The organism is Comamonas halotolerans (assembly GCF_030162935.1).
GTDB classification, from domain to species: domain Bacteria; phylum Pseudomonadota; class Gammaproteobacteria; order Burkholderiales; family Burkholderiaceae_C; genus Comamonas; species Comamonas halotolerans.
Genome location: NZ_JASAUZ010000023.1, coordinates 413058 through 424965, shown reverse-complemented (window position 1 = coordinate 424965; position 11908 = coordinate 413058). Strand labels below are relative to the sequence as shown.

Genomic DNA, 11908 nt, shown 5'->3' with positions numbered 1-11908 from the left:
ATATGTCTCGCTGAGCTTCTTGCTACCGATGGTGTTCATATATTCAATAAAACACTATAGGTAGTGTATTTGTGTGAGTGAGGAAAAGATATGGTGTGCTTGTCTGGTACACACTTGCGCATCCTGTTGACACGCTGGCGTGCCTTGTAGCGCGGGCTTTCACGCAGATGTCGTGAATGCTCATGCGGATTGCCGGAGTAAAGAGCCTGCAAATCCTTATGCGGTGGTGAGCGGAGGGCCGAGAAAAATTTTTAAAACCCTGATGCTTCTGAAGGGTTATTGTACTATATGTATTGTTTTTCTTGTTTTTATGCACTAGATATGGTGTTTTGTAGTGCGGCTTGTAGACGGTGGATGTGGCATAAAAAAGAGCGCTTAAGCGCTCTTATGAGTTGTCGTGCACTGAACCACCGCTGCCAAGTGGGGGGGCATCAACATGGCTTTCAAGACTGAGGAAATTGCAATGAAACGGACTGCAGCTTGGCCTGGAGGCGTGCCCAATCAAAACCAGGGCCTGGGTCTTGTTTGCGGCCCGGCGCAATGTGCTCGTGTCCTGCAATCTGAGTGACTGGGTAGTGAGCAACCAAATCCCGGCATAGTTGGCTGAGGGCTTGGTATTGGGTATCTTCAAAGGTAAGCCCTTCCAGCCCTTCCAGCTCAATGCCGATAGAAAAATCATTGCAATTTGCTTGTCCGCACCATTGGGATTGGCCGGCATGCCATGCGCGATCATCACAGCTGACAAACTGCCAGACCTCTCCCTGGCGTGTAATGAAAAAGTGAGATGAGACTTCCAACCCGCGAATGCTTTGAAAGTAAGGGTGGGCATCCCAGTCCAGTTGGTTGGTGAAGAGCTTCTGGACACAACCTGTACCGTATTTGCCGGGTGGCAAACTGATGGAGTGCACCACAGCAAGGCAGATGGAGACTGCTTCAGGACGCGAGCCATAGTTGGGAGATGGCAAATGCTGGGCGTAGGACAGCCAGCCGTTATGCCAAATGGGTGGGCGAGTGTCAGAGGTGTGCGTCATGCAGTGCATTGTCGCTGGATGCTTCCTGCTCTTCGGGAGAGAGTGGAATATTCAGGCGTGCAATGCGGTAACGTATTTGACGCAGGCTGATGCCCAGGCGTGCAGCAGCTGCGGTGCGGTTGTTGCCGTAGTGCTGCAATGCGCGCATCAAAATCATGCGCTCCTGCTGGTCGAGCCAGGCTTGCAAATCCTCGGGCAACTCGTCCAGGGGGAGTTGCTCAGCATTGGGGGCTGCGCTTGCAGGAGCGTCCTCGCCGGAGGAGGGGGCGACGTCCTCGTTCAGCGCGATAAAGCGGTGCAAAAGGTTTTCCAGTTCGCGCACATTCCCATACAGCGGCATTTTCTGCAACTGCTCCAGCACATGGGGCGCAATGGGGGGGACCGAACTCAGGCTGTCGCCGGCAATACGCTGCAGCAGCACGGCACACAAATCGGGCAGGTCTTCGCGACGTTCACGCAGCGGTGGAATGGGTATGTCAATGACGTTAAGCCGGTAGTACAAGTCTTGGCGGAAACGACCTGCCTGCACATCCGCCGCCAAATTGCGATGCGTGGCGCTGACGATACGCACATCAACGGGTTCTTCCTGGGTACTACCCAGCGGACGTATGCAGCGTTCTTGAATGGCGCGCAGCAACTTCGCCTGCATGGACAGAGGCAGTTCGCCAATTTCGTCCAAAAACAGGGTTCCTCCCCGCGCGGCACTGAAAAAGCCCTCACGGTCGGCAGTTGCTCCGGTGTAAGCGCCTTTACGGGCTCCAAAGAATTCGGCTTCAAGAAGATGTTCTGGAATGGCGCCGCAGTTCACTGCGATCCAGGGTGCATGGGCGCGGTGGCTGCATGCATGCAGGGCTCGGGCAACGAGCTCTTTACCTGTGCCCGATTCGCCGGTGATCATCACCGGAGCCATGCTTTGTGAGACTTTTTGTATACGTTGCCTGACTTGCTGCATGACCGCAGAGTTACCGACCAGGCGCTCCAAAGCGACAGCGGCATTCACTACTCTGGCTTGTGCCCCTCCTATAGAGGAGGGCATTGGCACGGGTATTCCTGAAGAGCCAGCTTCGCTGCAGATGGCGGATGCCACTACAGACCGAAACTGCTTGAGATCGACGGGCTTTGTGAGGTAGTCGAACGCACCGAAGCGCAAGGCTTCCACAGCGTTCTCTGCGGATCCGTACGCCGTTATCACAATCGTGCGCTCTTGGCGGTGCTGCTCACGTTGCTCACGCAGCAACTCCATGCCCAAGCCATCGGGCAGCCGCATGTCCACAATCAGCACATCAAACTGACAGATTCGCAGATGTGCTCGTGCTTCTGCTAGTGTGGCGGCAGTCTCAACGCGGTGGCCTTCGCGCAGCAGTGTCAGTTCGTACAGTGTGCGCAGATCCGGCTCGTCATCAACAACAAGAATGGAGGCTGGAGAAGTACCCATGAACGCGATCACACCACAATCGGATCAAACAAGGAAGTGTTGGCAGAGCTCTGTACTCGGCCACGGAAGTGCACGGTGAATGCATTGCCGAACTGCATGCCATGCGCGGTCAGTCGTTCCACGCGGTGGTAGTCAATACTGCCGCCGTGACGTTGACACAGTTCACGGCAGATATAAAGACCCAGTCCAGTTGAGCGGCTTTGAGAAGAGAAAAAGGGCTCAAAAAGGTGCTTTTCGACAGAGGCCTCCAGAGGCGGAGCCTCACTCCACACCTGTAGCCAAAACTTCCCATCTTGACCTGCGCCCGTAACCAGTTGCAGTGCATCCTCGTGTTTGCCCAGGCTGTGGCGGGCCGCGTTATCAAGCAAGTTAACGACCAAACGACGCAGATGCTCGGTATCAAAGGCGACGAATACTTGCTTGCAGTTGGGTGTGAACACGCCCAATTGAGTGCTCTGTTGCTGGTGCCATTCTTGCCAGATGCGCAACAGCTCAGTATCCAGCTCCAGGGTATGCGACTCGCCGTGTTGAATTTGCTGCTGCACCCGGGCAATGTTCAGAACATCTTCAGCAATGCGCGCCAAACGCTGGGCATTTTGCTCGACCATGTCGCTCAAGCGCTGCTGTGCGGGGTGTGTCAGCTCCTCGGCCAGCAATGCGTTGGCTTGCACGATGGCGGCCAATGGGTTGCGAATCTCATGTGCCACAGCAGCGGACATGCGTCCCATGGCAGCCATTTTCTCGGTGCGCAGGCGTGCTTCCATTTCACGCAGATCATGCAAGAACATGACGCATAGCCAAGCTTGGGGAGTCAGTGTGCTGTCCAGGGTACTGTGGTTGACCAGTTCAGGAATCTGCACGTCGTGCTTCAAGCTGTTGGTAAGCCAGGTCCGCACATATAGACCGGTGGTACTTTGGCCTGCCGCCAATAGGTGAACATCCTGGCTCATGGGCTGACCACTGGCGAAGGTTTGATCAACCATGTCACGCAGGGCTTTCCAGTTGGCATGAAGCAAATTGTGCAAACCCAGCGGCGCAGGCATGTCCAGCATTTCACAGGCTGCGGGATTGGCCATGCGCACGGCATAATCCTTGTCCAGTACCAGCACCCCTTCAGACAGGTTGGCCACAATCAAACTGTTCACCTGGGCTTGTGCACGGGCTGCCTGGCGGTTGATACGTGCTTGGCGCTCCTGGTCTGCCAGGCGTTGGGACAGTTGGTGCGTGAGGTAGGTCACAGCGAAGAAACCTGCACATACCAGTGCCGTTTGCATATAGTCTTCGCTGCGCAGATGGTGCTGGCTCCAGGCACTGAACATGTCAATGCCGAGCAACGCCAGAGTGATGCCCGCAGTGGTGGCAAGTGCAAGCCGCATGCTTCCCAGCACAGAGACGGTGAGAATGGGCAGTGCCAGCAAAGGTGTGTAGTGCATCTTGCCGTGTTGCATCTCCTGCAACAGACAAATAACCAGCACATCGAAACCGATCAAAAGCAACCATGGCCAGCGCCAGGAGTGCGGTGGTGGTTTTTGATGCAAAGCGACCCAACTCAGCAGCGCGACAAGCAAGTAGATCGTAGTAAGCAGCCACAGCCCATAGATTCCTGAGGGCAGGTCTGTGGATGTCCAGGTTTGCGTGCTCAGCAACGCAATAAGCAACGTGGCTACAAGGACGCGGGCTGAGAGGAAAGCCTGCCAGAGGCGGCGAGCACTGTGAAGAGGAAGTGTAGTCACGGCAGGCAGGCGGTGTTGAGGTGCGAGATGCTAACGCGGGCCGAGGTGGCGATGCTCCGTGCTGCAATAGTGATTGCGGTCCGGGCTGGTAATGGCATCGCTGGCAGGTAGATGCAGGCCACAATGTGCGCAGGTCACCATATCTTCAGGCTGGCGCAAGCGTGGTTTAGGCTTTGGTGGAGGCGCTGCAGCCTTGCGTCGGTTGCTTCGCCAGATATGAATGGCCACGAGCACGACCAACGCTACGAGCAAATACTTCATCACATGTGCCCCAGCATGAAAACTTCCAATACAAAGCGTGAACCTGCATAAGCGAGTAGCAGAAGTGCAGCGCCCGCATAAATAAGATGCACTGCATGGCGACCACGCAATCCAAAACGACTGCGGCCAATCAACAGGCACGCAAACGCGATCCACGCCAGCAGCGATAACACAGTTTTATGGTCCCAATGCCAGGCGCGCCCATACAACGATTCACCAAACAGCCAGCCAGCCAGCAGTGTGGCTGTGAGCAGTACAAAACCTGCTGTGACAAATCGGAAGGTCAGGCGCTCCAGCATCAACAACGGCATGCCGTTGTCATCATTGGTGGCGCTACGCATGCGGCGCTCAGCACGCGACATCAGTCCAGCGTGGACAACCGCCGCTGCGCATAAACCATAGGAGGCGATGCCCAGTGCCAGATGCAAAGGCAGCCAGGCAGACGCATGTACAGCCATAGGGTTGCCGGGAAAGAGCTGAGACAGCAGTACGGTCAGTGCTCCCATCACAGAGAGCACACCTACTGCGCGCAGCCTTGGGTAAAGCTGTTGTTCTATGGCGTACATGGTCAGCATCAGCCATGCTGTCATCGACAGGGCAGGCGCAAAGCCAAAGCGCGCAGGAGAGGACATCAATCCAGCTGCCACCGTGAGCAGGTGTAAAACCCAGGCCGCACGCAAAGCAATGCGTGTGTGGGCTTCGGCCATACGCTGAGCGCCGAATGCGGGAATAAGGTAGGCCACAATCGCTGCCAAGGCCAGCGCCATGGCCCAGACGGGAGTGCCAGTGAAAAAATGGGTGGAAGGCTCCATGTCTGCAATCATAGCGGTCTGCCTTGTATGCTGGAGTGGCTGTTGCTTGCCATCCTTGCGCCGTGTCAGTGCTTGTGTACTCTATATGGGAAGGGGCGTATTGTGTAAGCAGCGGGTAGAATTAACAGCTTGTTTGTACAGGGCTGCCCGCGGCGGGCAGTAAGGGCCGAGCGCTAAGGCACGGCTCCCTGCCCAAAGTGCCGGGCCAATTGGCCGAGCCGCACACGGCGCACAGTTTTTCTCTTCGGACACATCTGCTTATGGCATCCGCACTCACCGACAAACTCTCGCGACTCGTCAAGGAGATGCGTGGTCAGGCTCGCATCACCGAATCCAATGTACAAGACATGCTGCGTGAAGTGCGCATGGCGCTATTGGAAGCGGACGTAGCCTTGCCCGTGGTGCGCGACTTTATTGCCCGCGTCAAGGAAAAGGCACTGGGTCAAGAAGTGCTCGGTAGCCTCAAGCCAGGCCAGGCCTTGGTCGGCATTGTGAATGCCGAGCTGGCAGCCACCATGGGCGAAGGTGTGGCTGACATCAATTTGAATGCGCAGCCTCCAGCCATCATCTTGATGGCGGGTTTGCAAGGTGCCGGTAAAACCACCACCACGGCCAAGCTGGCCAAACATCTGATTGAAAAGCGCAAGAAGAAGGTGCTCACCGTATCGGGTGACGTGTATCGCCCTGCTGCGATTGAACAGCTCAAAACCGTGACCGCCCAGGCGGGGGCAGAATGGTTCCCTTCGACCCCTGACCAAAAGCCCCACGATATTGCTGTGGCTGCGCTGGACTACGCCAAGAAACACTACTTTGATGTGTTGCTGGTGGACACGGCAGGTCGTCTGGCCATTGACGAGTTGTTGATGGCTGAAATCAAGGATTTGCATGCCACGCTCAATCCTGTTGAAACCTTGTTTGTGGTTGATGCCATGCAAGGTCAGGATGCCATCAACACTGCCAAGGCTTTCAAGGAGGCTCTGCCGCTGACAGGTATCGTGCTGACCAAGCTCGACGGTGACTCGCGCGGTGGTGCGGCGCTGTCGGTGCGCCAGATCACGGGGGCGCCGATCAAATTTGCCGGTGTTTCGGAAAAGCTCGACGGCTTGGAGGTGTTTGACGCCAGCCGCCATGCGCAGCGTGTGCTGGGTATGGGCGACATTGTGGCGCTGGTGGAGCAGGTCACCAAGGGCGTGGACATGGAAGCCGCTCAGAAGATGGCCGAAAAGCTCAAGAGCGGCGATGGCTTCGATCTGAACGATTTCCTGGCGCAACTGCAACAGATGAAGCAAATGGGCGGTCTTTCCACCTTGATGGACAAGCTGCCCTCCGAGCTGACCGCCAAGGCGGGAGCTGTGGATATGGACAAGGCGGAGCGTGAAATCAAACGCAAGGAAGGCATTATCTGCTCCATGACCCTCAAGGAGCGCAAGCACCCTGCACTCATCAAGGCCACGCGCAAGAAGCGCATTGCTGATGGTGCTGGTGTGCAGGTACAGGACGTGAACCGCTTGCTCAAGGAGTTTGAGCAAATGCAGTCAATGATGAAAAAGATGAAGGGTGGCGGCCTCATGAAGATGATGAAGCGCATGGGGGGCATGAAAGCCATGAAGGGCATGATGGGTGGCGGTGGTGGTATGCCCAAGCTGCCTTTCTAAGTACGCCGGCCATTCCGTCTGAAAGCCGTATCGCTGCATAAGCCATGCGGCTTTTTTTATGGCTTGCAACAAGTGCTTTGACTGTTTATGCAGCAAGGATTCGGAGGGGAGTTGGCAGGAAAGCGTGCTTTGTCACATGGCGAGTAGCTCTACTTTTTTACTTTCAATGGCAAGTTGCCCATAATGAATGTCATGTCTGCACCATTCTTTCCTCGCTCGTCGCCCCTGTCTTTGCGCCGCACTTGGTTGTTGCTAGGTGCAGCGGCCGTGCTGGCTGGATGTTCCAGCAAACCACGTTCCAAGAATACAGCCCACCGCAGCAGCGGCTTGCGCACAGCACCAGCCACCGCTTTGAAGTTGCAGGGCGAACTGCGAGAAAGCCTGCTGGCGCGGACCATGCTGGTGGTGAATACACCGTATACCTATGGTGGGAATTCACCCGAAGGGGGGTTTGACTGCAGTGGCTTGATCCAATGGGCCGTAAAAGGTATTCACAATGGTGCGTTACCCCGTACCACGGCACAGTGGGCTCAATCCAGCACTCCTGTGCAAAACCGCAGCTTGCAGCGTGGTGACTTTGTTTTTTTCAATACGCTGGGCGGACCGTATTCGCACATGGGCATATTTGTAGGCAACGGTCAGTTTGTGCATGCCCCTTCCAAAGGGGGGACGGTGCAGCGGGTGCGCATGGATAACGTCTATTTCGCCAAGCGGTTCACAGAAGCACGCAGCATCTTTGTTTGAGAAATCTAGCCAGGCTGTTTGCTCTTTTTGATTGACAAGCTACAGGGATTTGGCTGACATACAAGCAGGCCTTGGGTGTGGAGTATCAATAACTTCAGGAGGAAGTTGTCATGCTCACACCAATACCCATTCGTTTTTACATTGCCAGCGCTGCTGCCGTCAGTGTGATGGCATTGCTGTCGGCTTGTCAGGATGAAGGTCCGATCTTGCGTGCGGATACTTTCCCGATGGGACAGGCGGATCGTTTTGATCAACCGGCACCCAAAAAACCACTATTGGGCTCTGACAGTTACTTGCGCAGCCAGGATGTGTTACCGGTGGCCAAAGCGGACATCCGGGAGCCATTGCCAGCGGGTGTTCCGTTGCCAGATCCAGTTGCCAATCTGGAAGTAATCCAGCCGCAAGCCAGTACGGCAGAGCCGTCTGAGGAGCAAGGTGGTGTGACCCCCGCAGCGGGAATGGCCGCCGTAATTACCAATGCCCAGGGGGATGGCGAAACCAACAAGCTGGATGGCGGAACCGTTAAGTAGTTACGGTGAAGCAAAAGAAAAACCCCGCAGTGCTTGCGCGCTGCGGGGTTTTGTATTTTGGTGGTCGTAGTGGGACTTGAACCTACGACATCAGCATTATGAATGCTGCGCTCTAACCAACTGAGCTATACGACCGAACTCTGGTGGTCGTAGTGGGACTTGAACCTACGACATCAGCATTATGAATGCTGCGCTCTAACCAACTGAGCTATACGACCAAGAGAACGCGATTATATATCAAGTTTTAGAGGTGGACGAAGTTCGCGGAGCGCTTGTTTATAAAGGCGTCCATGCCTTCCTTTTGATCTTGGGTGGCAAACAGGGCATGGAACAGGCGACGCTCGAACATCACCCCGTCATTCAGGCTGCCTTCAAAGGCGCGATTGACGGACTCCTTGGCGGCCATGACTGCAATCTGCGAGAAACCACTGATGGTGATGGCGGCGCCCAGGGCCTCGTCGGCTAGCTTGTCATAGGGAACTACGCGGCTGACCAAGCCGGCGCGTTCAGCCTCGGTGGCATCCATCATGCGGGCTGTCAATGCCATGTCCATGGCTTTGGATTTTCCCACGGCACGGGGCAGGCGCTGGGTACCGCCAGCACCGGGAATCACGCCCAGCTTGATTTCGGGTTGGCCAAACTTGGCATTGTCCGCAGCGATGATGAAATCGCACATCATCGCCAATTCGCAGCCTCCCCCGAGTGCAAAGCCGCTGACGGCAGCGATGACCGGCTTGCGAATGCTGCGAATGGTTTCCCAGTTGCGGGTGATGTAGTTCCCTTTGTAGGCATCAGCAAAGCTGTACTTGGCCATGGCACCGATGTCGGCACCGGCGGCAAAGGCGCGCTCGCTGCCCGTGATGATCATGCAGCCGATTTTTTCGTCAGCGTCAAAGGCCTTGAGGGCTTCGCCCAGCTCATTCATGAGCTGGTCGTTCAGGGCGTTGAGTTGCTTGGGGCGGTTCAGGGTGATGATGCCCACTTTGTCCGCTTCAACACGGACTTCGATCATTTCGTATGCCAAGGCTTATCTCCTAATAGTCATGTGTGTGGCAGCTATGACTATAACCAAGCACTGCCCGTAAGTGCTTACAGCGCTAGCCAGCGGTCAACAACCGCAGCATCGGTGACGCTGAGTTGGTAGTTGGAGATGGGCGCGCCGGCACAGGGCAGAGAAAGCGATAGTTGTAGCAGTTGGCGGTCGCGGGCAATCAAGGCGATTACCGAGGTGGTGCCGTGTGGCACGTAGAACTCCAGCTCCTCCAATTTGGTCAAACGCCATGCTTGGGAGCTACTGGATAACTTCAGACCATACCACTCATCGCCAGCCATCATCCCTGCTTGTTCGGCCAAACCACCGCGCAAGACTTGCTTGATAAGCACGCTGTGGATCTCTTGCACCCGCAGGCCCAAAGCCTGTGCAGGGGCGGGTTTGTCCGTTTCTGCTTTCACACCGTGGGCGGCCAGCAATTCTTGCAACGGAAGTTCGTCAGTCCCGTGGACCCAGGCCTGTAGCTCTGTCTGCCAGCTACGGCCTGTCTGGGCTTGTAGCTCACTGAGTACATCGGTTTCGGTCATGGCGCCACCCTGACAGCGTTGCCACAAGCCACGCATCACAGCATCCAGGCTGGCCCGGCCTTCCTGGCGCAGCTTCAGGTCCAGACACATGGCAACCAATGCGCCCTTGGTGTAATAACTGACAGTGATGTTGGCGGTATTTTCGTCCTGGCGGTAATACTTGATCCACGCATCAAAACTCGATTGGGCCACGCTTTGTACCAGACGTCCTGGTGTTTGCTGAACCTGATTGAGCGTTTTTGTGATGAGTTTGAGGTACTGGGCGTTGTCGATCAACCCTGCGCGGCGCAGCAGCAAGTCATCGTAATAGCTGGTGAAGCCTTCGAAGAACCATAGCAACTGGGTGTAGTTTTCCTGGTCATAGTTGTAGGGCACCAGTTCGGCGGGACGCAGACGCTTGACGTTCCAGGTATGAAAGTATTCGTGGCTGATCAGTCCCAGAAGCTGGATGTACCCGTCGCTGGCCTTGTCTGTGCCCAGGCGAGGCAGATCCGGGCGGCTGCAGATCAGGGCGGTGGAGTTGCAGTGCTCCAGGCCACCATAGCCATCGTGTGTCACGTTCAGCATGAACACGTAGTTGCTATGAGGTGCTGAGCCCCAGAAGTTGATTTCCGCTTCGCAAATTTTCTGGGTGTCGCGCAGCAAGCGTTCACCGTCGAAGGAGGCGGGCGCGCCAGCCACCACAAAGCGGTGCGGCACGCCTGCGGCAACAAAGCTGCCACTCCAGAAATCGCCCATCTCAACGGGGCAGTCCACCAACTGGTCGTAATCCCGGGCTATATAGGTGCCAAAGCCTTGCGCATCGACAGCAGTCGCAGGCAGACCTGTCGCCAGCTGCCATTTTGGCACTGTGGCGCAAGGCTGAACATGCAGCTGATGGGGCTGTGCTTCCTGGCCGTGCACGCGCAGCAGGAGGCTGGTGCCGTTGAAAAAGCCGCGGCGCTGATCCAGCCAGGCCGTGCGTACCGAAGTGTCATAGGCACTGACTTCATAGCTCACTACCAAGGGCAGATGGGTCTGGCAACTGACTTCCCATTCGTGTTTGTTCAACTGCTGGACTTCGATCGTGTGCTCACCTTGGTGGGCGCGCAGGTTCTGCAGATTCTTGGCGAACTCACGCACCAGATAACTGCCAGGAATCCATACGGGCAAAGATAGCCGCTGCTGGACGCTGGGTTGGGAGATGGTGAGGGTGACGCGGTACAGGTGCGCGTGCAGGTCATGCAAGGCGACGCTGTAGTGCAAAGAGGAGTTGGTTGGAGGCATGGCGGTACGGTGTGGGGTACATCCGCGGCATGCCGGGCGGCAATGCCGCAAGTGAGACAGGCTGCCTGGGCAGCCTGTCATGAAGCGCTTACTCTTACTTTTTGTGTGCGGCGTTAAGGTATTTTTCAACCTCGCTGGCGGGGATAGCGCCCGGCACACGGGTGTTGTCCGCAAAGATCAGTGTGGGTGTGCCTGTGATCTTGTGCTTGCGACCCAGGGCCAGGTTGCGCTCAATAGCGTCGATATCGCAGCTGGCGGCAGCGGGTGTTTTGTCCCTGAGCATCAGATCATGCCAAGTCTTGGCACTGTTTTTGGCGCACCAGATATTGCGCGACTTCTCGGCTGAGTCTCGGCTCAGGATGGGGTATAGAAACAGATAGACAGTCACGTTGTCTACGTTTTGCAGGTCACGCTCAAAGCGCTTGCAGTAACCGCAGTTCGGGTCTTCAAAAACCGCCAGCTTGCGCTCACCCTTGCCATGCACGATCTTGATGGCATCGTTCAAAGGCAGGTTCTTGAAGTCCACAGATGTGAGCTGGTTGATACGGTCTTCGGTCAGGTTTCGCTGTGCCTTGGTGTCAATCAACTCACCCTGGATCAGATAGTCACCAGTCTCGTTGGAATAGAACACATCGGTACCGATGCGTACCTCGTACAAGCCTTTCATGGGTGTTGGTTTGACCTCATCGACTTGCTGCAATTGAGGAATGCGCTCAGCCAAGGTCTTGGTGATTTGGTCTTGAGGCTGGGCTGCGATGGCGCAACCCCAAGCAGCAGTAGCCAACAACGCTGTGGCGAACAATTTCATGGCACAGATTCCGGTGAATAAAAAGTTATTGGGTGGTCGGGGGAGCAAAAGGTTC

The 11908-nt window shown here is 56.0% G+C and carries 11 protein-coding genes and 2 tRNA genes; 3 read left to right on the top strand and 10 right to left on the bottom strand.

The window, feature by feature from the left end; genetic code table 11:
• Positions 1-443 precede the first annotated feature (443 nt).
• Genes ampD through QEP11_RS12590 form a run of 5 tightly spaced genes read right to left on the bottom strand, consistent with a single transcriptional unit; the run spans position 444 to position 5272 of the window.
• A complete protein-coding gene (ampD, locus tag QEP11_RS12610; protein ID WP_284336983.1) occupies positions 444-1031 on the bottom strand; it encodes a 1,6-anhydro-N-acetylmuramyl-L-alanine amidase AmpD in 588 nt (195 codons plus the stop codon).
• Positions 1015-2466, bottom strand: a complete 1452-nt coding sequence (locus tag QEP11_RS12605; protein WP_284336982.1) for a sigma-54-dependent transcriptional regulator — start codon at positions 2464-2466, stop codon at positions 1015-1017. The genes ampD and QEP11_RS12605 overlap by 17 nt, the downstream gene beginning before the upstream one ends.
• Positions 2467-2474: 8 nt before the next feature.
• The gene (locus tag QEP11_RS12600) at positions 2475-4199 is read right to left on the bottom strand and encodes a sensor histidine kinase (RefSeq protein WP_284336981.1); all 1725 of its coding nucleotides are present in this window, start codon (positions 4197-4199) and stop codon (positions 2475-2477) included.
• Between the two features lie 30 nt (positions 4200-4229).
• Positions 4230-4460 carry a PP0621 family protein gene (locus QEP11_RS12595; protein ID WP_284336980.1) on the bottom strand — a complete coding sequence of 77 codons (231 nt, stop codon included), beginning with the start codon at positions 4458-4460 and terminating at the stop codon, positions 4230-4232.
• Positions 4460-5272: a cytochrome C assembly family protein gene (locus QEP11_RS12590; protein WP_284337041.1), complete on the bottom strand. Its 813-nt coding sequence runs from the start codon at positions 5270-5272 to the stop codon at positions 4460-4462. Before QEP11_RS12590 ends, QEP11_RS12595 begins: the two co-directional genes overlap by 1 nt.
• Before the next feature lie 260 nt (positions 5273-5532).
• On the opposite strand from QEP11_RS12590, the gene ffh reads away from it, so the two are divergent.
• The 3 genes from ffh to QEP11_RS12575 all read left to right on the top strand — a co-directional run bounded on the left by ffh (position 5533) and on the right by QEP11_RS12575 (position 8201).
• Entirely contained in the window at positions 5533-6927 is a 1395-nt protein-coding gene (ffh, locus tag QEP11_RS12585) for a signal recognition particle protein (protein ID WP_284336979.1), read from the top strand.
• A 192-nt stretch (positions 6928-7119) separates the two neighbouring features.
• A complete protein-coding gene (locus tag QEP11_RS12580) occupies positions 7120-7671 on the top strand; it encodes a C40 family peptidase (protein ID WP_284336978.1) in 552 nt (183 codons plus the stop codon).
• Between the two features lie 110 nt (positions 7672-7781).
• Entirely contained in the window at positions 7782-8201 is a 420-nt protein-coding gene (locus QEP11_RS12575; protein ID WP_284336977.1) for a hypothetical protein, read from the top strand.
• A gap of 58 nt (positions 8202-8259) precedes the next feature.
• Here the strand turns inward: QEP11_RS12575 and QEP11_RS12570 are convergent.
• The 5 genes from QEP11_RS12570 to QEP11_RS12550 form a co-directional block, all read right to left on the bottom strand.
• Positions 8260-8336 (bottom strand) — tRNA-Met (locus tag QEP11_RS12570).
• Positions 8337-8342: 6 nt separating this feature from the next.
• Positions 8343-8419, bottom strand: a tRNA-Met gene (locus QEP11_RS12565).
• A gap of 26 nt (positions 8420-8445) precedes the next feature.
• Positions 8446-9225: an enoyl-CoA hydratase gene (locus tag QEP11_RS12560; RefSeq protein ID WP_284336976.1), complete on the bottom strand. Its 780-nt coding sequence runs from the start codon at positions 9223-9225 to the stop codon at positions 8446-8448.
• A 65-nt stretch (positions 9226-9290) separates the two neighbouring features.
• Positions 9291-11045, bottom strand: coding sequence for a M61 family metallopeptidase (locus QEP11_RS12555; protein WP_284336975.1), 1755 nt, complete (start codon positions 11043-11045; stop codon positions 9291-9293).
• Positions 11046-11139: 94 nt separating this feature from the next.
• Positions 11140-11853 (bottom strand): DsbC family protein, encoded by a 714-nt coding sequence (locus tag QEP11_RS12550; protein WP_284336974.1) that lies wholly within the window; start codon positions 11851-11853, stop codon positions 11140-11142.
• Positions 11854-11908 lie beyond the last annotated feature (55 nt).

Bases quoted from the DNA above. Each gene is read 5' to 3' on its own strand.
- ampD (WP_284336983.1), bottom strand. From the start codon at position 1,031: ATGACGCACACCTCTGACACTCGCCCACCCATTTGGCATAACGGCTGG.
- QEP11_RS12605 (WP_284336982.1), bottom strand. From the start codon at position 2,466: ATGGGTACTTCTCCAGCCTCCATTCTTGTTGTTGATGACGAGCCGGAT.
- QEP11_RS12595 (WP_284336980.1), bottom strand. From the start codon at position 4,460: ATGAAGTATTTGCTCGTAGCGTTGGTCGTGCTCGTGGCCATTCATATC.
- QEP11_RS12590 (WP_284337041.1), bottom strand. From the start codon at position 5,272: ATGGAGCCTTCCACCCATTTTTTCACTGGCACTCCCGTCTGGGCCATG.
- ffh (WP_284336979.1), top strand. From the start codon at position 5,533: ATGGCATCCGCACTCACCGACAAACTCTCGCGACTCGTCAAGGAGATG.
- QEP11_RS12580 (WP_284336978.1), top strand. From the start codon at position 7,120: ATGTCTGCACCATTCTTTCCTCGCTCGTCGCCCCTGTCTTTGCGCCGC.
- QEP11_RS12575 (WP_284336977.1), top strand. From the start codon at position 7,782: ATGCTCACACCAATACCCATTCGTTTTTACATTGCCAGCGCTGCTGCC.
- QEP11_RS12555 (WP_284336975.1), bottom strand. From the start codon at position 11,045: ATGCCTCCAACCAACTCCTCTTTGCACTACAGCGTCGCCTTGCATGAC.
- QEP11_RS12550 (WP_284336974.1), bottom strand. From the start codon at position 11,853: ATGAAATTGTTCGCCACAGCGTTGTTGGCTACTGCTGCTTGGGGTTGC.